General features: G+C 35.1%; 15 protein-coding genes. 8 read left to right on the top strand and 7 right to left on the bottom strand.

What is annotated here, in order from left to right; genetic code table 11:
* Positions 1-36 precede the first annotated feature (36 nt).
* Both LY01_RS13140 and LY01_RS13135 read right to left on the bottom strand, forming a co-directional pair.
* The gene (locus LY01_RS13140) at positions 37-2,529 is read right to left on the bottom strand and encodes a T9SS type A sorting domain-containing protein (RefSeq protein ID WP_104516353.1); all 2,493 of its coding nucleotides are present in this window, start codon (positions 2,527-2,529) and stop codon (positions 37-39) included.
* Positions 2,530-3,250: 721 nt separating this feature from the next.
* Positions 3,251-6,775 (bottom strand): methylmalonyl-CoA mutase family protein, encoded by a 3,525-nt coding sequence (locus LY01_RS13135; protein WP_104516351.1) that lies wholly within the window; start codon positions 6,773-6,775, stop codon positions 3,251-3,253.
* A 192-nt stretch (positions 6,776-6,967) separates the two neighbouring features.
* Here LY01_RS13135 and LY01_RS13130 point away from each other — a divergent pair, with 192 nt between their 5' ends.
* From LY01_RS13130 to LY01_RS13100, 8 genes are all read left to right on the top strand, one after another.
* Positions 6,968-7,327 (top strand): lipocalin family protein, encoded by a 360-nt coding sequence (locus LY01_RS13130; protein ID WP_104516349.1) that lies wholly within the window; start codon positions 6,968-6,970, stop codon positions 7,325-7,327.
* A gap of 144 nt (positions 7,328-7,471) precedes the next feature.
* On the top strand, positions 7,472-7,756 hold the full coding sequence (locus LY01_RS15040) for a hypothetical protein (RefSeq protein WP_105022990.1): 285 nt from the start codon (positions 7,472-7,474) through the stop codon (positions 7,754-7,756).
* A 60-nt stretch (positions 7,757-7,816) separates the two neighbouring features.
* On the top strand, positions 7,817-8,929 hold the full coding sequence (locus LY01_RS13125; protein WP_211289298.1) for a serine hydrolase domain-containing protein: 1,113 nt from the start codon (positions 7,817-7,819) through the stop codon (positions 8,927-8,929).
* 78 nt (positions 8,930-9,007) lie between these two features.
* Complete coding sequence (locus LY01_RS13120) at positions 9,008-9,784, top strand: DUF1206 domain-containing protein (RefSeq protein ID WP_104516347.1); 777 nt, start codon at positions 9,008-9,010, stop codon at positions 9,782-9,784.
* Positions 9,785-9,789: 5 nt separating this feature from the next.
* Positions 9,790-10,242: a hypothetical protein gene (locus LY01_RS13115; RefSeq protein ID WP_104516346.1), complete on the top strand. Its 453-nt coding sequence runs from the start codon at positions 9,790-9,792 to the stop codon at positions 10,240-10,242.
* Positions 10,243-10,433: 191 nt separating this feature from the next.
* Positions 10,434-12,980 (top strand): PIG-L family deacetylase, encoded by a 2,547-nt coding sequence (locus LY01_RS13110; protein ID WP_104516344.1) that lies wholly within the window; start codon positions 10,434-10,436, stop codon positions 12,978-12,980.
* 80 nt (positions 12,981-13,060) lie between these two features.
* Positions 13,061-14,788: a sodium:solute symporter gene (locus LY01_RS13105; protein ID WP_104516342.1), complete on the top strand. Its 1,728-nt coding sequence runs from the start codon at positions 13,061-13,063 to the stop codon at positions 14,786-14,788.
* A gap of 3 nt (positions 14,789-14,791) precedes the next feature.
* Positions 14,792-15,415: a hypothetical protein gene (locus tag LY01_RS13100; protein WP_104516340.1), complete on the top strand. Its 624-nt coding sequence runs from the start codon at positions 14,792-14,794 to the stop codon at positions 15,413-15,415.
* A gap of 272 nt (positions 15,416-15,687) precedes the next feature.
* Here the strand turns inward: LY01_RS13100 and LY01_RS13095 are convergent, their stop codons facing one another.
* From LY01_RS13095 to cls, 5 genes are all read right to left on the bottom strand, one after another.
* Complete coding sequence (locus LY01_RS13095; protein WP_146080435.1) at positions 15,688-17,103, bottom strand: PorT family protein; 1,416 nt, start codon at positions 17,101-17,103, stop codon at positions 15,688-15,690.
* A complete protein-coding gene (locus LY01_RS13090; protein ID WP_104516337.1) occupies positions 17,093-17,647 on the bottom strand; it encodes an RNA polymerase sigma factor in 555 nt (184 codons plus the stop codon). Before LY01_RS13090 ends, LY01_RS13095 begins: the two co-directional genes overlap by 11 nt.
* A 154-nt stretch (positions 17,648-17,801) precedes the next feature.
* Positions 17,802-18,647 (bottom strand): DUF2911 domain-containing protein, encoded by an 846-nt coding sequence (locus tag LY01_RS13085; RefSeq protein WP_104516335.1) that lies wholly within the window; start codon positions 18,645-18,647, stop codon positions 17,802-17,804.
* Between the two features lie 69 nt (positions 18,648-18,716).
* Positions 18,717-19,118: a sulfite exporter TauE/SafE family protein gene (locus LY01_RS13080; protein WP_245890736.1), complete on the bottom strand. Its 402-nt coding sequence runs from the start codon at positions 19,116-19,118 to the stop codon at positions 18,717-18,719.
* A gap of 17 nt (positions 19,119-19,135) precedes the next feature.
* Positions 19,136-20,614, bottom strand: a complete 1,479-nt coding sequence (gene cls / locus LY01_RS13075; RefSeq protein WP_104516332.1) for a cardiolipin synthase — start codon at positions 20,612-20,614, stop codon at positions 19,136-19,138.
* Position 20,615 lies beyond the last annotated feature (1 nt).

Raw genomic sequence — 20,615 nt, 5'->3', positions numbered from 1 at the left:
AAGAAAAGGCTTTTCATTTTGGAATATATGAGAAATTTACTCCACTAGTAACTTCTCTATTTTCTGGCCTGCATTGCTTTTTATAGTTACAAAGTAAATACCTGAAGACAACTCTCCTATTTCTACACGTTGCTCGTTTGATGCACCTGTAAATTGAGTTGCTGTGATCATTCTACCATTCATATCGGTAATACTGATGCTTTCTATGGCATTGTTTGCAGTCGCGTTAATAAAGTTGTTTGCAGGATTAGGATAAATGGAGATACTACTATCTGTAGCTTCTCCTACGCTTGCTGTACTCATGATACTTACTGTCTCTGTATTGGTTACAATTGGAGCATTAAAATCAAAGAAAATATCAGCAGTATTATCAAAAGTATCTCCTGCAACAAGAGTATTTAAAGTTTTAATTTTAAACAATACATAACCATCGTTAGTCGCATCGTTAAAATCTAGATTGATGTCTTCGTGAATAAACTCAACCACATTGTTATCTCGTACACGAGTATAATAATCGTGACTACCACCTAGCGGAATCAAAGTAGTAATATCGAATTGAGCCAAATCAATTTCATCTTTCACCACGATATTTACCGCACTAGCCGTACCTGTATTCTCAAAACGAATCATATAATGAACATATTCACCAACATCGCTAGGGTCCATAGTTTTACCTTCTAGACAGGTTTTATCATTAGGATCATAAGAATTCACAACCGTTTGATCAAAAACCATTGTGTTATCTGCTGGCATGGCGTCTGTTCCTGTTCCTGTAACGGTTCCTGTAAAAGTTAGGATATCATTACCGTTTAATGGATTGGTTGTTTGTGTAGGTGTATTCAAGGTCATGGTAAATTCATACTCTTCCATCTGGAAAGGCTGTAAATTACTCACAGACCAACTCAACTGATTAGTTGCAGGAGTTGTAGCAATAGGCGTTGAAGAAAGTAAATTCATAAAGTCTTCTTCAAAATCTAATGTCACTGTTCCACTTGTTGTAACGTTTCCTTTATTTTTAACTACCACTTTATAATCGGTATCAAAACCTGGTCTTGCTTGTTCAAGTGGTACAACTATTACTTCTAGATCTTCTATGGAACCATTTGCCGTGACACAAAAATCTTGAGTGAATGGACTGGTTTGAGTTGGGAAATCTACAATTACGTTTGGTGGTGAGAAATTCCAGTAGGTTGGATTTTCTGGGTTTGGTGTTACCGTAAATTGTCCATTTGGTGACACAAATCGAAACTTTCCGTTATTATCAGAAAAAGTAAATGAGTTGTAATTTGTTGAATTGAGATTTAAAAATATACTCGGATATTTAGGATCTGTATTATTGCAACCATTTTGGTCTGTGTCAATAGTTAAATGTCCGGAAATTTCATTGAAAGAATTATAATAATAAGTACTTCCAGTATAGGGTAAACCTTCTTTAGATTCTGTATTAGGAGTAAGAGCTATACCATCAAATACATAGTTAGCTCCTGAACCAGGAATAGTTGGGTTATTAATAACTGCTAACCAAGGTTGACAATTTCTAGAAATATATATTTTTCCATCTCTACCTAGCTGCAAGGCTCCTCTAGTACCAAGACTGTTTGCTAAAAGAAATGGAGTAGAATTCCATGTAGAACCGCCGGACACATCGTATTGATAAATTCTACGATTGTAGGATAAACAAGCATTACCAAAGTTCTGCGAATTAGCATTTAAATAAACGAGATTTGAATCAGGACTAAACTCAGCACCATGAAAAAGTGAATACGCGTTGTCATTGTGTGTTAATGAATAAGAGGTAGAAACAATTCCTGTTTGTGTATCAAAAACTGAGAGAATAGCACCAAACGAATCTCTAACAGAGGTATTAATCACTTTTGTACCATCTGGTGAAAATTTAAGTACGCCTCTTATAGTTTGCAAAACTGAAGAAATTGGTACGTTAGAGATCACTGGAGTAGTTGAATCTACCGAACCTTGACCAACTCGATAGGCATAATAATTAGGTTGGTCAAAAGTTAATAACCAGTATCCATCATTAGTTGCATTTTTAGTAATGGCTAACTTTTCATGAAAATTTGCGTTGATAAGAATATTTTTTTGAGAAGGCATTATTCCTCCCAAACCAGAGTCTAGACTCATATCTATTACAGAATAAGATAAACCAGTATTGGTAGTAAAATCATCTCCTATTGTAAACAAATACCATTTACTTGTAGATGATAAATCCTTTACTGCGATTGAAGAATGTACAGAAGTTGGACTTCCCGCTAGGCCCGTTCCGTTCAACATTATACTATGATTTCGATTCCAAACAGTAACTCCATCTGAATAAAATAATAAATTTCCGAGATTATCACTTATGGCTGTGCACCCTTCAAGCGTATTAATTTGACCGTTACTAAGTGGAGTAGGTGGTGTTGTAGAAAAGTCTAATCCAGCATTTTGCCCAAAATACCAAAAATTACCTTCTTCTTGTGAATAGCTTAGTAAACAGGACATGACAAATCCCAGTAATATTAATTTTCTCATAATCAATTATTTCCTACAAAAAAAAGAAAAAAAATAGAACTAACTAATAAAGAGGTGAAAGTTTTAAGAACTTGTGGGTTTATAGATTTTTTTTTGCACATAAACCGTTCTCGACTGAGTTCAAACCGGTATCTGTTTTAAATCAAAACCTCAACTCTAACCTGTAAGGTTTAGCAAGGGAAAAGAGGTGGCAAACTGACAGATTTTAATTGCAAACAGTAAGTTAGTAACAGGCTTCTCGATTTATTTAAACACCGAAATCTTGCGCTAACCCTAAAGGGTAGGTTTCTCAGATATCGGTAAAAAGCTTTTGTTTCCGCTCCTTTTAGGGTTGGGGAACGGAAACTTATCGATTACTTCCAACACCGCGCCAAACCCTTTGCGTTCATCGCTGTCGCTCCTTTACTTTTTTCCCTTCAGCTGAAAGGAAAGGCTTTTTGATCGTGCTATTAATTGGGTTTTGAGAAAGGTAGGTAGCGCATCCGCTCTACAGCTGATTGACGTTGAAATATTATTATAGGATTATAAGAGTAATTAATGATTCTTTCTTCCATAACCGTTCTCGACTGCGCTCGAACTGACATTGGAATTTTAAAAAAGCGCAAATCTTTCGATTTGCGCTTTTAAAAATTTGTAATTTGTATGGTTGCTCTTTATCAAGCTTTGAGAAAGGTACAGATACCGATATTCTCACACACTAGCAAAGATAGCCGTTCACTGCTTACATATTACGTCTATACTGTCCACCTACTTCAAACAATGCATCGGTAATTTGTCCTAGTGTACAAATCTTTGTCGCTTCCATTAAATGTTCAAAGATGTTACCTTGTTCTATAGCTGCTTTTTGAATCTTAGATAATTGTTCTTGTTGCGCTTTCGCGAAAGCGGAATGCAAATTATCTTTAGTAGTTATTTGAGCTTGCTTCTCTTCTTCAGTTGCACGTATTACCTCAGCTGGTAAAACCGTTGGGCTACCTTTTGAACTTAAGAAAGTATTTACTCCTATAATTGGGAACTCGCCAGTGTGTTTCAACATCTCGTAATGCATGGATTCTTCTTGAATCTTACTGCGCTGGTACATGGTTTCCATCGCTCCTAGTACGCCACCACGTTCTGTAATTCTATCAAATTCTTCTAATACAGCAGCTTCTACAAGATCAGTCAACTCTTCAATGATAAACGCTCCTTGAATAGGGTTCTCATTTTTAGCAAGACCTAATTCCTTATTGATGATCAGTTGAATGGCCATCGCACGTCTTACAGATTCTTCTGTCGGTGTGGTAATCGCCTCGTCATAAGCATTAGTATGCAACGAGTTACAGTTATCATTAATCGCATACAGTGCTTGCAATGTCGTACGGATATCGTTAAAATCTATCTCTTGTGCATGTAAAGAACGACCACTAGTCTGAATGTGATATTTCAACATTTGTGCACGAGAGTTAGCTCCGTATTTGTTCTTCATTGCTTTGGACCAAATCTTTCTAGCCACACGACCTATTACAGAGTATTCAGGATCGATACCGTTTGAGAAGAAGAAACTTAGGTTAGGACCGAATTTATTGATATCCATTCCGCGACTCAAGTAATATTCTACATAAGTGAATCCGTTTGCAAGTGTAAATGCCAATTGCGTGATAGGATTTGCTCCAGCCTCGGCAATGTGATAACCAGAAATCGAAACACTGTAGAAGTTACGTACTTTTTCTTCAATGAAATACTGTTGTACATCACCCATTAAACGCAAAGCAAATTCTGTAGAGAAAATACAAGTGTTTTGAGCCTGATCTTCTTTTAAAATATCTGCTTGAACGGTTCCACGCACTTGTGCAAGAGTTTCTATCTTAATGCGATTATAGTCTGCAGGATCTAGAATTTGATCTCCTGTAAGACCTAAAAGCATTAAACCAAGACCATCATTTCCTTCTGGTAGTTTACTAGTGTCTACCGCACCGTTTTTAGAATATACTTTTTCGCCTTGAGCGTTTAAATAAGAAGGACGTTCTACGTTGTTATCGTCATATACTTCTTTAAGCTTTGCCTCTACTTTATCGCCTAGTCCGTTTTCTGTAATGAATCGTTCACAGTTCTGGTCTATCGCAGCATTCATAAAGAACCCTAATAACATAGGTGCTGGACCATTAATAGTCATAGAAACCGAAGTCATGGCGTGTGATAAATCAAAACCAGAATACAATTTCTTTGCGTCATCTAGACAGCAAATACTTACTCCTGCATTACCGATTTTACCATAAATATCTGGTCGTAATCCTGGATCGTTACCATATAAGGTTACACTATCAAATGCAGTACTCAAACGTTTTGCTGGCATGCCTAAACTCACATAGTGAAAACGCTTGTTTGTACGTTCTGGTCCACCTTCACCGGCAAACATTCTGGTAGGATCTTCTCCAGTACGTTTAAACGGATACAATCCTGCTGTGTAAGGAAATTCTCCTGGCACATTTTCTTGTAAACACCATTTTAAAATATCACCCCAAGCACTGTACTTAGGTAGTGCCACTTTAGGAATCATTTTATGAGAAAGCGACTCTGTATGTGTTTCAATTTTAATGACCTTGTCACGTACTTGAAATTCATATATAGGTTGCTTGTATTTATTCACCTTTGCATCCCAACCGGTAATTACTTCCCAGTTATATGGATCAAGGTCTTTTAATGATTTGTTGAATTGTGCAATAAGAAGATTCATAAAATCTGCATCGTCTACTAAAACGAGAGATAAAATGTACTCTTCATTTAATCCTTTATCGGTAATTAAACGCTCTCTGTTTTCTGCAGCAGGTGCGTTTTCGTTTTGATCTATTAAAGTTTGTACAGTTTGAAAAACACCATATAATTTTTGTGCCACGGTAGACTGTGTAGCAGCAGTATTATCATAAGCTCTATTACTTTCGGCTATCTCGCTTAGGTAACGTGTTCTAGACGGTGGAATAACAAATATCTTTTCACTTTGTGCTTTGTTAAGCTCATTTTTAGAACTTAAATCCACACCTGTTTTCTCAGTTACCTCAGCCATTAACGCTTCATATAACGCATTCATTCCTGGATCGTTAAATTGGCTTGCTATAGTTCCATGCACTGGAAGAGTTGCTGGATCTGTTTCCCAAAGATTATGATTGCGCTGGAATTGTTTTTTTACATCACGCAGTGCGTCTAGTGAACCACGTTTGTCAAATTTGTTGATGGCTACCACATTTGCAAAATCTAGCATGTCGATTTTCTCTAGTTGTGTGGCTGCACCAAACTCTGGAGTCATTACATATAAAGACACATCACTGTGTTCTAAAATCTCTGTATCACTCTGCCCTATTCCACTTGTTTCAAGAATGATCAGGTCATATTTTGCAGCTTTTAAAACATCTACCGCTTCTTGCACATGCTTAGAAAGAGCTAAATTAGACTGTCTCGTTGCAAGAGATCTCATATAAACACGGTCGTTATTGATCGCATTCATACGTATTCTATCACCTAATAAAGCACCACCTGTTTTACGTTTTGATGGATCTACAGAGATAACACCTATATTTTTTTCAGGGAAATCGATTAGGAATCTGCGTATCAATTCATCTACTAGAGATGATTTACCAGATCCACCTGTTCCTGTAATTCCTAAAACTGGAGTTCCTGCTAGTTCTTCTGCATCGAATTTAAATTCTGCTTGGAATTCTTCATGTCTGTTTTCTGCAAGTGATATCAATCTTGCGATAGTAGGTACATGTTTCTCTTCTAATAATTCTTTTGTGGAAAGGTTTTTTCCTTGTTTCGCTTTCGCGAAAGCGGGAACAGCAACATCACATCGCTGCACAAGATCATTAATCATACCCTGCAAACCCATCGCACGACCGTCATCTGGAGCATAAATACGAGTGATTCCATAATCCATCAAATCCTTTATCTCTGACGGTAGAATTACACCACCACCACCACCAAAAATCTTGATGTGCTCTGCTCCTTTTTCTACTAATAAATCACGCATGTACTTAAAGTACTCGTTATGACCACCTTGATAAGAAGTCATCGCTATACCACTTGCATCTTCTTGAATAGCAGTATTTACCACTTCTTCTACACTTCTATCGTGACCTAGGTGAATCACTTCACAACCAGTAGATTGAATGATACGTCGCATTATATTAATAGCTGCGTCGTGACCATCAAAAAGGCTGGCAGCCGTTACTATACGTACTTTGTTTACTGGAATATATGGAGTCTGATCTTGCATTATGATTATCTCATTTTATGTGCTACAAATTTACGAAATCGATAGCGGAGTTTCTCTAGATATGATTCATTTTTAAATAGTATTAACAAAATTTATTACTTTTCATTTATACAACAACAAATCCAAACTGGATATAAACAATTAATGATGAAATTTTACGTTTAGAGATCAACTCTAAACCAACTGACTATTATGAAAAAACTACTTTTTTTACTCTCTGTATTTTTATTTATTTCTTGTGATACTTCTGAAAAGTATCAGAAAATTGCAGGAGAATGGGAATGTACTTCATGGGTTGTTGTAGCTACAGGCCAAGATAAATGTAATGACAACGTATTCTTTGATTTCAAAGCAGATAAGACATATTCTTCTAAATTAGGTAATATAAATGAAACTGGAGTTTATCAACTTGCCGAAAGAAAACTATTCTCTACAGCGGAAGGTAAAATGGAAATAGCCGTAGACATTAGTATATCTACTCAAGATACTTTACAATTTGAGATGAGTAATTTAGGACAAAAAGAGATTCTGACGTTGTTGCGTAAGAAATAACATTAAGTCTGATCTTGCATTCTAATTTTCATATTCTATAGATTCTTAAATCATCAAATCTACAATGTATCTACATACCTTATCAACTAAATACTTCCTAAATTCTATCTAATAAATCGTTTATTGTTTGTAGTTTTAATGTTCATGTGGTACCTCGTTATCTTTTCTATAATTTTTCTATTCTTGTACTTGAGGTATACCATAAAAGCACAGAAAGTAGTTTCTACCGCACTGGTTTTAAGCAAACGTCAGAAAATACTCAATTCTATTCTTATATGGACTATTCCCTTTGTCTGGTATTATCTTATGAAGGATTTTATAAGAATAGATAGACGCACCATGACTAAAAAACGTAGAGACCGACTGATAAGAAAGCAAAGTGGCGGCTTTTATGAAAGCGGTTTAGGTCATGGTGGCGGTACAGGATAACTTATATTAAACTTTTTATCTTTTCCCAAGTCTTAAACACTAGCTACCAAACCATTACAAATGAAAAATCTTTTTACTTTCATAATTCTTACATTTTTAATTACAGTCTCATGCAGTTCTACCGATGAATCCAGCGATGACCAGATAATTATAGACCCTATAGAAACCAGTTACTTCCCTCCATTAACGGGAGATATATGGGAATCTACTTCTTCTACAAATTTACAATGGGATAGTCAGAAACTTACCGATCTCAATACATTTCTAGAAACTAATGAAACGCGAGCCTTTATAGTTCTAGTAAATGGTAAAATAATTGTTGAAGAATACTGGAATACCGATTTAACTGGACAGCCGTTTGATAAGGATAGTAGCTGGTACTGGGCAAGTGCTGGTAAATCTCTTGCAGCAACTGTGGTCGGTATCGCACAAGAAGAAGGGTATTTAAATATAAATGATAAAACGTCTGACTATTTAGGTAATGGATGGACTAACATGCCACAGAATAAAGAAGACTTAATTACTATTAAAAACAGTTTAACACAAACCACTGGTATTGATTACAATGTAACAAACCCTGACTGTACAGCACCAGCATGTTTTGATTATTTAACAGATGCAGACGGTCAGTGGTATTATCACAACGGCACCTATCAAATACTACACAACGTATTAGAGTCTGCTACAGGAATGACTAATAATGAATATACTACCACAGCCATAAATAATAAAATAGGAATGGACGGTCAGTGGACAGATACTGCTTTATTTGACAATCTATTTGTAAGTACAGCTAGAAGTGCAGCACGTTTCGGACTATTAACTTTAAATGAGGGAAATTGGGATGGAACAACTGTTTTAGGCGATACTAATTATGTAAATGCTATGACTAGTACTTCTCAATCCATAAATCCTTCTTATGGTTATTTATGGTGGTTAAATGGTAAAAGCTCTGTTGTTTTCCCAGGGTCAACTACATCATTTAATTCTTCTGTAACACCATCTGCACCGGTAGATATGATTAGTGCGTTAGGTAAAAACGGTCAGTTTATAGATGTTGTCCCTAGTTTAAAGATGGTTGTAATACGCATGGGAAATGAACCTTCTGGAAATTTAGTTCCAGTAATTTTTCATGATGAAATGTGGGAAAAAATTATGGAAGTGATAGATTAATAAAACAACTAAAGTTTTGTTACATACTACCTAACTCAAAGGTCTGGATACTATTTTTGATTTGATTAGAAACAGACTTTGAAAAACTACAGAAGATTTGCCAGAATAGGTATAGCAACTAAAGGTGCAGTGTTTTTATTAATGGGTATCATGGCATTAATAACAGCATTTCAACTTACCTATGCACTTAAAAGTGGTGACGATGTTCTTAAATGGATATCTCATTTAAGTTTTGGTTGGTTTTTATTATTACTTATGAGTATAGGGCTGGCCGGTTATATATTCTCTCGTTTTTACCTCACTTTTAATAAGGGTGATTATGATGGAGATGATGGTAAGCCTGCTTTCCGCAGGGTGGCTTATTTTATTAATGGTATAGGTTATTGTCTACTCTTTTTTACTTGTCTCAAATTACTATTCGGTATGCCAGATGATGATGGTAACTCGGGCTGGAAAATTATGCTACTACAGTCTATTTGGGGTAAAATAATAGTCTTTATCATTTCTATAGGACTAGCCGTTAGTGCAATTAATGAATGGTGGATATCTTTCTCTACCATGATGGATAAGATGACTCACAAAGAAAATTTAACTGACAGCCAGTACAAGTATTTAATGCTATTAGGACGTATAGGTAGATTTAGTCGTGGTGTTGTCTTTGCTGTATTTGCCTACATCTTAGGGAGATCTGCTATTTACAATATGGCAAACTTACCCAAAGGAGCCGACGCAGCATTTGCATTTATGCATGTGGAATATGGCGCTATAATAATGGGACTCACCTCTACCGGCGTTCTTTTTTACGGTTTATTCTTAATCCTTAGTTCTAAATATAGAAACATACCTATAAGATAACTCATATGGAAAATCTTGCTCCTTATAATAAAATTCACAAGACCATCTTACCGGCAGTACTTACCTTTATAGTATGCCTCATTCTTATCACGTTACTGCAGGATTATTTATTAGTAGTCGGTCCTGTCGTGCTTATCACCATAATTATAGGTTATTTCATCGCGCTACGATCGTTTAATCAAAATTCAAATGCGTTCTATGATACTAGTTTTCTATATCTAATTGATAAAAGGGGAACTCATAAAATAAATCTTGCCAATATAAGCAGTATTACCACAACACCTTCTGGTATTAAAATTATGGGATTTTTACTGTACAGTTATACCATTTATTATAACGGCGATAGAAATAATCTAAACTCTTATTCTTTTATGGTTAGTACAGCAAACTCAAATATCGAGGCATTTGAAAAGCACATGGCTCATTGCTACCCTAATACTAGAATAGATTCATTTTAGTTTTTATAATCTCGCTTTCGCGAAAGCGGAATTTTAACACAACCATCCTACCCTATATCATTTTATAACTAAACAACTCATGTGAAAGGTTTTTCTTACTGAAATCACAGTGGAATCAAGAGAAAGTGTTAGGAAACGTTATAAATCTTCACAAAAAATTAAGATTTGAAACTTCTATCTTCACACACTGTATGAAAAAGAACTTTATCACCTCTATCATTGCGCTATTATTCCTATCAACTGCGGTTGCACAAGAAAATAGACTCGCTCACAAACAGCCCAATACTGCTGAAATTTATCACAACATTGAAAAACTAGGTTTTCTAGGTACTGCTTTATTTATAGCAGCTCACCCAGATGACGAGAACACGCGGCTTATCTCCTGGCTAGCAAATGATAAAATGGCACGCACTGCCTATTTATCATTAACTCGTGGAGATGGTGGGCAAAATTTAATAGGTCCACAACTGCGTGAACAATTAGGTATGATACGTACTCAAGAATTGTTAGAAGCTAGAAACATCGATGGTGGGCAACAGTTTTTTACACGTGCCAATGATTTTGGTTATTCTAAACATCCTGATGAGACCTTAGAGATATGGGATGAGCAAGCCGTTATGGAAGACATGGTACGCATTATCAGAGATTTTAAACCAGATGTAATAATCAATAGATTTAACCACCGTACTCCTGGAACTACTCATGGACATCATACAACCAGCGCCATGTTAAGTATGAAAGTTTTTGATCTCGCAGCAAATAAAAACAGTTATCCTAATCAGTTAGAAGGTCTAGATACCTGGCAGGCGCAACGTGTATTTTTTAATACCAGCTGGTGGTTTTATGGTAGTCAAGAGGCATTTGACGCTGCAGATAAAACCAACTTATTAGAAATAGAAGCAGGAACTTATTATCCTTATAAAGGTTTATCTAACAGCGAGATCGCAGCTCTAAGTAGAAGTCAGCATAAATCACAAGGTTTTGGTAGTACGGGATCTCGTGGTTCACAAACAGAATATTTAGAATTTTTAAAAGGCTCTTTCCCGAGTGACAAATCAGATTTGTTTTCTGGTATAAATACGACTTGGACCAGAGTAAAAGGTGGTAGTCGTGTACAGACTTTGCTTAATTCTATTATCGCAAATTATAACTTTAAAAAACCTACAGAGAGTATTCCTGCCCTGTTTGAGTTGAGAAGTAAAATTGAAAAATTAAAAGAAGATCACTGGAAAAACATCAAACTAGCAGAATTAGATCAGGTCATTCTAGATATTACAGGTGTATATCTAGAGGCGAGCATTAATACAGCTACAGCTACTGCAGGAGAAAATCTGAAGGTAAAAGTGGAAATGACTAATCGTTCTAATCAAAATTATGAGGTAACTCTTTTACCTAATAAGTTAATGGAGGTAGATAAAAGTCAAGTATCGCTAAATGCAGCAAAAAGTTTTACCCTAGATGCTACTTTAAAGATACCAGCAGTTTATGAGGCTAGTTCTCCTTATTACTTGAAAGAAAAATCTACCTTAGGTATGTATCAATTTAAGGATAGAACCTTAACTGGTAAACCAGAAACTGGTGCTGAATTTGTAATACGCACTATTCTTAAAATAAACAACACAGAGTTATATAGAGAAATCCCTATCATACATAAACGCACTGACCCTGTACGCGGCGAGGTTAATGAACCTTTTCACATCGTTCCAGAAGTTGCCGTAAGTATCGAGAATCCTGTTTATGTCTTTTCTGGAAATTCTACCCAACCTATTCAAGTTAGCGTAAAAGCTAATAAAGCATTATCAACAGGTACCTTAGAATTATGTCACCCTGATGGATGGAATATTACACCTAGAGATTTTAATCTAACTGAACTTAAAAAAGGAGAAGAAAGAACATTTATTTTTAATGTACAGCCACCTAAAAATGCGTCTAGAGGTGTTGTATCTGGACTAGTTAAAATAGGGGCAAAAACCTACTCTCAAGAAGTAATTAAAATAGATTATGATCATATTCCTGACCAGCAATTAGTAAGAAACAATGAATCTCAAGTAGTAAAACCAGGTCTAGTAAATAGCGCGCGCACCGTTGCTTATATTAATGGTGCTGGTGACGACGTTGCACAAGCTATAGAAGCTATAGGTAGCAAGGTGTTTAAATTTGAACCTAATGAAGTACCTAACGACCTTTCTAAATATGACGCGGTAGTAGTAGGTATTAGAGCTTTTAATGTTGCAAAAGAAGACATGGCAGCTTTACAACCTAGACTCGATACCTATGTAAAAAATGGTGGTACCTTAATGATGCAGTACAATACTAATAGAAGAATTAGTCCAGATGCATTGGGGCCTTTACCTATTACGCTTTCGCGAAAGCGAGTGACCGATGAAAATGCAACAGTAACCATATTAAAACCTCAACATAAAATCATGTCTGCACCTAATGCGATAACTTCTAAAGATTTTGAAGATTGGGTACAAGAACGAGGTCTTTATTTCCCTACAAAATGGGATGCTGCCTTCACACCTATTTTAGGAATGCACGATAAGCAAGAAGAAATGACTACGGGAAGTCTTATTGTTGCAGAATATGGTGATGGACATATTATCTACACCGGATTAAGTCTCTTTAGAGAATTACCTGCTGGTGTTTCTGGAGCTTATAAATTACTGGCAAATATGATAAGTCTAGGAGTAGAAAATCAACCTATTGAAAACAAAGATGGCCAAAGAAAACTCTAAAAAATGGAACCGTGTGTATGCACTGGTGATTATAGCAAACCTAGTTTTTGCAATTTTGTTTTACATTTTAAGCTCAGTTTATGGAGGTAATTGATTGGTTCATACTAGTAAGTACTCTAGCGTTTATAGTCCTTTATGGTGTTTATAAAACAAGAGGAAGACAAACCAGCGAAGAGTATATAAAAGGTGGAGATGCCCGCTGGTGGACTGTAGGTCTATCGGTAATGGCCACACAGGCTAGCGCTATTACATTTTTGAGTACGCCTGGACAGGCTTATACAGACGGTTTAGAGTTTGTGCAGTTCTATTTTGGTTTACCTATAGCTATTATTATCATATGCGTCACCTTTATACCTATTTATCACAGGCTTAAAGTTTATACCGCTTATGAGTTTCTAGAAAAGCGATTTGATTTAAAAACAAGATCGTTAGCTTCTATATTATTCTTAATACAACGTGGTCTTGCAGCAGGAATTACGATTTATGCACCTGCCATAATACTAAGCGCTGTACTGGATTGGGAATTAAAATACTTAAATATAATTATAGGTATTCTGGTTATTATTTATACTGTTTCTGGTGGTACAAAGGCCGTTAATGTGACTCAAAAACAGCAAATGATAATTATCATGGCTGGTATGGTTACCGCATTTGTACTTATAGTAACACAACTACCAGATAATGTAAGTTTTGATAACGCGCTTACTATGGCTGGTAGTGCTGATAAAATGAAAGTCCTTGACTTTGACTTTTCTCTTAACGATAGGTATAACGTATGGAGTGCTTTATTTGGTGCTACATTTTTAATGCTTAGTTATTTTGGTACCGACCAGTCACAAGTACAACGTTATCTCTCTGGTAAATCTATAAAGCAAATGCGTATAGGACTACTTTTTAATGGATTACTTAAAGTACCTATGCAGTTCTTTATACTCATGGTAGGTGTGATGGTATTTGTATTTTATCAATTTAATTCTACACCTCTTAACTTTAATCCTGCGGCAGAAAAAACTGTTAAAGAAAGTCTATATGCAGGAGAATACAGCAGACTAGAATCGAGTCATGAAGAAATCCTGAATGAAAAACAGGAAGTTCAAAAAAATTATGCAGCAGCTTTGAGCACCTCTTCTGAAGATGTAGGTAATTATGAAATTGCTTTAGATTATCTAAGAACACAAGAAGAAACCAATAGACAAAAAGCAAGAGAATTAATTAATAAAGCAGACGAAGGTATTGAGACTAATGACAAGGACTTTGTCTTTATTCATTTTATATTAAATCATTTACCTAAAGGCTTAATAGGGCTTTTACTAGCTGTTATCCTGAGTGCTGCTATGAGTTCTACCGCGTCAGAATTAAATGCATTAAGCTCTACTACTGCTGTAGATATTTATAAAAGATATAGCACAAAAGAAAAAGATGACGACCATTATGTAAACATGAGTAAATGGTTCACGCTTATGTGGGGAGTTATAGCCATAGGGTTTGCTAGTTTTGTATCGTTATTTGATAACCTCATACAGTTAGTTAATTTTATAGGTTCTATATTTTACGGTACTATTTTAGGGATATTCTTGGTTGCTTTTTACTTTAAAAAAATCAAAGGTCAAGCTATTTTTATTGCTGCATGCATTTCTCAAGTAATTGTTGCCACTTGTGCTATACTTCATGAATTTGTAGAAGGAATAGAGATATTGCCTTTCTTATGGTTGAATCCGTTAGGTGCTATTCTTACTATTACCCTAGCCTTAATTATAAGCTCGGTGAATAAAGAAGATAATAGTATTTTTGAGTTTCAAAAGAATTAAAGCATGAACAAGTATTTCTACCACGATGGTTTTAGAGAATTCGGTCCTTTTACACCACAAGAATTACTCGATAAAAATATACGTCCTGATTATAAGTTAAGACTAGATGGAACGTCAGAATTAAAGCCTGCTAGAGAGGTTATAGAGGTTGCTAATTTATTTAAGCAAAAACAAAACACCCAACAGCAACCGTATCAAAATACTACTCACATACCCCAACAGCCTAATTCTGTAAGTAATAATCAACAAGCGGCACCACAAACATTTGAGCGTGACTTAAGTTTTGAGCAACAAAGTTATCAAGGAACTCAAAATAATTCTAGTAATCAAATTAACTATACTGCAGCACCACAATCTGTAGGATGGCGACCTAAACTGTTACTAGCGATTATTTCTTTCTGGTTGTTCGATAACTTATTGGATTGGTTATTTACATCATTATCGATAGAATTTTGGCATGGTCCAGGACAGGCTATTCGTATTTTTATAAACATTCTTTTTGCTTTTATACCTTTACTATTAGCTATATGTATCAAAAAATCTAGCTTGCGTATTATAGCTATAGTATTTGCTGTAATCATCGTCATCAGCCAGTTAGTACGCCAGGTATACTGGTTAGTTAATTAATTAACTGATTCATTTATAACTTATAAAAGCCGTTTGATAGTATTATCAAACGGCTTTTATATTTCACAACCTTTGTGTATGTAACAGTAGAAGTCTATCATAAAACCCATCTCTCCTATTGATAACATTTAGATCTAGCTATCAGATAGTTCTTACTCCTACTTTGAATAGATGAATAAAAATAATCCTGTAAGACATAAAAAAACCGCCTAGAAATATTCTAGACGGTTTCGTGTGCGTTTCGCTTTCGCGAAAGCGGTGGCTATTCCAAATTAAAATTTATATTCTAAGCTAGTAGTTAGCCTAAATTCTGACGGTGTACTTATATTGTCAGCCTCATAAGGCTTTACATGATAATAAATTGATGGCTCTACATTAAAGTAAAACTTTTTATATAGCTTAAATCGAGCTGGCAAGGAAAGGTGTGCAGATACTCCAAAATCAAATAACGTATTAGACTCTCCTACCTCTAGATCTCCCACGTTTGATTTAAATGTAATACTATCTTCTAATAATACTCTAGACTGAACACCTACCATTAATCCTAAGTCTAGCTTTTCCTTATACAACGAATAACGTAATTGAAAAGGAAACTCGATATAGGTAAACTCTTGAAAAATGTCTATATCTGTAGCAGTACTTAAGTAATCGCTTACATCTATTGGATTTGCTTTATAACTAACATATTGCAGACGTTCTAGATTTATCGCTGAGTTTTCTAACTGTGTCGTCTGTCCATACTTAATATAATTGACACCTACTCTTAAGGTATACTTAGTATCCTGTATACTATGATGCAAAGCTATACCATAATTTAAGTTGTAATCTCTATCTACTTGATTCCCGTCTAGTCTATTATCTATTAAAGATGATTTACCGAAATTATCATAAGAGTTAACTATCCCAGAAACACTTACACTCCATGGGCTTACATACGGTTTAGTTATAGTGTCTTTCTTTCTTTCTTTTTTATTTCGCTTTCTTTTCTTCTTTTGTTTCTCCTTTTGATTAACCGATAAAGAATCTTCTACAGCTGCATCTGTATTTGTAGTATTTTTTAAAATCAACGCGTTTTCTATATCTGAAAAACTTCGTTTAGTATTCAAATCCTCTTTTATAACACTAGAATCCTCATCACCCAAATTAGGTTGATTATATTCATTTTGATCCTCATGAATGGACATAGCTATGCTAGAATTAGTTGCTATAGGAGCACTAGATCTTGAATATGAGTTGGAATTATTTTGAGAATAAGAAGCTGCTTCAGTATTTGTATTTGCATCATGATCCATAACAACGGCAACTGCATGGTTATAAGAATCAGACACACCTGATAGGTGATTACTACTATTTAAAGAATTATCAGTAGTTTCTTTTAACAGGTAGTCAGGATCTTCATTTTCAAGCGTTTGTTTTTCTGAAATAGAACTTTCTACATTAGTCTCCTTACTAGTTACTTCCTGTCTAGAATTATATATTGATGAGAAGTGATAAAAACTACCACCCAATAAAATACCTATAAGTAATGTACCTACAGTCCCGTACCAAAACCAAAAAGGTAATATTCTTCTTTTCTTTTTTTCTTGTAAACTTTCTTCCAGTCTATCCCATAACTGCTCGCTAGGAGTAACATTCAATGAGTCCAACTGGTTTTTTATTACAGAGCCTATTTCTTTCTTAGTTCCCATAAGATCCATTTTTTGAGTTAACATTTAATTTCTGAAGATTTTCTTTAAGGATAACCTTTGCTCTATGTAAATTAGACTTTGACGTACCTATTGTTATATCAAGCATTTCAGAAATTTCTTTATGTGTATAATTATCCATTTGGTATAGATTAAAGACCATTCTATATCTATCTGGAAGATTTTGCACTGCATTAAGTATTACTTGTAAAGAAGTTTGATCTAGAGTTGTCTCCTCCACCATCACGTCTTCAGTTATTTCTTCATTGATAAGCACGTTAAATTTAGATTGCTTTTTAAATGAAGTAATCGCTTTATTAATGACTATACGTTTCATCCATCCTTCAAAACTGCCTTTACCTTTGTACTTTTTAATAGTAGTAAAAATAACCATGAAAGAATCGTGCAGGTTATCCTCTGCCTCTTCTCTATTTCTGCTGTACTTTAAGCTAAGAACAAAGAGTCGGTCTTTATAGATATTATAGAGCTCTTTTTGAGCTCTAATATCATCCTTTTTACATAATTTGAGAAGTTCGTTTAATTTCAAGATTGGTTATTCAAATAGATTATAAATGTAATTATACTTATAAGTATGGAACAGTTAAAAAGGTTGCGTTTAAAAATAAAAAACCGCCCAGAAATATTCTGGACGGTTTGATGTATGTTTCGCTTTCGCGAAAGCGGTATGTAATAAAAGATAATTACATCTTTGCGCCCCATTCTTTAAGGCTGTCTTCATTTAGTTTTACATAGTCAGCATTCTTAGCTTTTTTTGCTAATTCTAATGATGTCTTTGCACTCGCAATTGCTGCAGATTTGTTACCCATCTTTGCCTCGATAAGAGATTTTCTTCTGTGCATCCAGAATGCGTCTGGATTTGCTTCTACTGCTTTTGTAATCCACTGGTGAGCTTGTGGAAGGTCTTTATTTGCATCTAAGTAAAATGTAGCAGCGCTATAATAATCGTTTGCAGCTGGTCCTGCCATTACTTTATCAATACTAGCTTGCGTTTTTGCAGCTGTAGGTACTGTAAATGGAACAGCAACCATAGTCTCATCCCACATCATTTGTAAGTGAGCACCATCCATAGTAAGCTCGTTAATTGCCATAGTCCAGCTTTCTTGAGCATTTTTAAGTTTAGAAACCTCTACTGTAGTGGTAGCAACAACTTTAGAATCATCCCATTTTCCTGGTGTACCCCAGTTAGATGTGTCGCTATATAACATTACTGTCCATTCTTTTTTACCTGGCTTTGTAAAAACAGCATAAGTTCCTGCCTTTACATCAGTTCCTGCAAAATTAACATCGTCTGAAAAAGTTATTTTAGAGTTAGCGTTTGCGCCGGTTCTCCATAATGTCTCAAATGGTACTAAATCACCAAAGATATCTCTACCTCTTTTAGCTGGTCTAGAATAATCTAAAGTAACCTCTGTAAGTCCTACAGTTTGTACTGTTTTTGCACTAGGGCTAGGTTGTGGAGCTTCGATCTGAGCGTTAACTGTTGTAGCCACAAGCATTAAGCTCAAAACAAATAATAATTTTTTCATTGTGATAATTTTTAATATTTAAGTCTGTAAATTTCGATGATTTAGTCTTTTAGAAATGTTAGAGTTTTCTTAACTAACACCTTTTGCACTAGAGAAAAAGATCATTTTTATAGCCACTATAATTAGTATAACTCCAAATATCTTTTTCAATAATTGTTGATCAATGTTAAGAGCTAACTTAGACCCAAAGTAACCACCTATTACAAAGGTAACTGCGATAAAAGGGACATAACGCCAGTCTAGACCTTCATTAACTTGTAATCCATTTTTATGGTATGTATAAGCAGCAAGTAATGTAACTGGGACTGCTAGAACTGCTAGACTCATTCCCTGCGCCTGGTGCTGGCTATATCCTAAAAACCAAATAGCGAGTGGTACCATAATAACACCACCACCTACTCCTACACTTCCACTTAAAAATCCTGCTAGTAAACCTAATAACAATAAGAGCAATATAATTTCTAACGTCATTTTTTTTCTTTTCATATTTATAATAAAGGAGCCCACAATCGACAAAAAGACTCTTTGATTTTATTCCATTTATTTCTTTTAAGCCATTTATCTATGACCACTTCTTCACAGTGTTCTAGATCTAACTTAAACTGATTGTTCAATTCATGAGATATTTCTTTGTCAAAAATAAGTGCATTAATCTCAAAATTGATGTCAAAACTGCGATAATCCATATTTGAAGTCCCTATTGTTGAGAATTCCTCATCTACCACCATGGTTTTTGCGTGCAACATACCTTTATGGTACCAGTAAATTTTTGCACCACTTTCTAATATTTCTCTAAAATAAGAACGACTGGCAAATCTTGCTGCCCAACTATCTCCTTTTTTAGGCACCATAATCTCTACTTCTATTCCTGCTCTCGCAGCACTTTTTAATGCTGTTAAAATAGCCTCATTAGGAATAAAGTAAGGTGTGGTAATTTTAATATTATGACTAGCCGTAGTAATGGCTATAAAAATAGCTTCCATAATATTAGCCCAATCGGTATCTGGACCGCTAGCCGCTATTTGAACTGCTTTATTTACTTTTTCATCTATCTCTGGAAAATAGCTGTCTGGCAACTCAATGATGGTTTTTTCATTTATATGATCGCTAACAAAATACCAGTTAAGCAACCACTGCGCTTGCATGGTTTTTACAGCGTGTCCTTCTATTCTTAAATGAGTATCTCTCCAGTAATCCTCACTAGAGTCATCTACTGTATTTACATAATCATCACTTACATTTACACCACCTAAATAGCCTATGTGTCCATCTACGATACATATTTTGCGATGGTCTCGATAGTTAGCCTTACGAGTAAAGTTAGAAAATATAACAGGCATAAATGCATGAAAATCAATTCCGGCTGCTCGCATTTCAGCTTTTGCCTTACGGGATAAATCGCTACCTACCGAGTCGTAGATAAGCTTTACTTCTACGCCTCTTTTTCTAGCATCTATCAATTTATTTATAAATGCATTACCTATAAGGTCGTCTTTAATAATAAAGTACTCGAGGTGTATATGATTTGTAGCCTTATCTAAGTCTTCAAAAATGTATTTAAAGGTGTTCTCTCCGTTAATAAGAACTTTAAGGTCATTTTTAAGAGTTAATGAAGACGATTGATTTTGATTTAATAACCTGACTAGCTTTACACGATTATCTAAAAAATCATCTTCGTACTCTGATAATTTTTGATCTGATAGATGTAAACGTTTCTCCCATGATTTAATTAGGTGATGTCCTGCTAGATCTTTGCGCTTAAAAATTTTAGACTTTCTATATTCCATTCCAAAAAAGTAATAGATCGCAAGACCTACAAATGGAAATGTGATAAGGAATAGTAAAGAAGATAGCGTCTTTCTAGGGTTTTGATTGCTACGTATTAGAAAAAAAGCTGCACCTAATGCAACCACATAATTTATAATTAGTAGCTCCATGAACCAGTTAGAGAGAAACCAGTCTAACATA

It is taken from the genome of Nonlabens xylanidelens, from assembly GCF_002934445.1.
In the GTDB taxonomy this organism is placed as follows: Bacteria; Bacteroidota; Bacteroidia; order Flavobacteriales; family Flavobacteriaceae; genus Nonlabens; species Nonlabens xylanidelens.
Note: the sequence above shows the minus strand (reverse complement) of the source record. Positions and strands in the feature narration are given on the sequence as shown.

Bases quoted from the DNA above. Each gene is read 5' to 3' on its own strand.
- LY01_RS13140 (WP_104516353.1), bottom strand. From the start codon at position 2,529: ATGAGAAAATTAATATTACTGGGATTTGTCATGTCCTGTTTACTAAGC.
- LY01_RS13135 (WP_104516351.1), bottom strand. From the start codon at position 6,775: ATGCAAGATCAGACTCCATATATTCCAGTAAACAAAGTACGTATAGTA.
- LY01_RS13130 (WP_104516349.1), top strand. From the start codon at position 6,968: ATGAAAAAACTACTTTTTTTACTCTCTGTATTTTTATTTATTTCTTGT.
- LY01_RS15040 (WP_105022990.1), top strand. From the start codon at position 7,472: ATGTGGTACCTCGTTATCTTTTCTATAATTTTTCTATTCTTGTACTTG.
- LY01_RS13125 (WP_211289298.1), top strand. From the start codon at position 7,817: ATGAAAAATCTTTTTACTTTCATAATTCTTACATTTTTAATTACAGTC.
- LY01_RS13115 (WP_104516346.1), top strand. From the start codon at position 9,790: ATGGAAAATCTTGCTCCTTATAATAAAATTCACAAGACCATCTTACCG.
- LY01_RS13110 (WP_104516344.1), top strand. From the start codon at position 10,434: ATGAAAAAGAACTTTATCACCTCTATCATTGCGCTATTATTCCTATCA.
- LY01_RS13105 (WP_104516342.1), top strand. From the start codon at position 13,061: ATGGAGGTAATTGATTGGTTCATACTAGTAAGTACTCTAGCGTTTATA.
- LY01_RS13100 (WP_104516340.1), top strand. From the start codon at position 14,792: ATGAACAAGTATTTCTACCACGATGGTTTTAGAGAATTCGGTCCTTTT.
- LY01_RS13095 (WP_146080435.1), bottom strand. From the start codon at position 17,103: ATGGGAACTAAGAAAGAAATAGGCTCTGTAATAAAAAACCAGTTGGAC.
- LY01_RS13085 (WP_104516335.1), bottom strand. From the start codon at position 18,647: ATGAAAAAATTATTATTTGTTTTGAGCTTAATGCTTGTGGCTACAACA.
- LY01_RS13080 (WP_245890736.1), bottom strand. From the start codon at position 19,118: ATGACGTTAGAAATTATATTGCTCTTATTGTTATTAGGTTTACTAGCA.
- cls (WP_104516332.1), bottom strand. From the start codon at position 20,614: ATGTTAGACTGGTTTCTCTCTAACTGGTTCATGGAGCTACTAATTATA.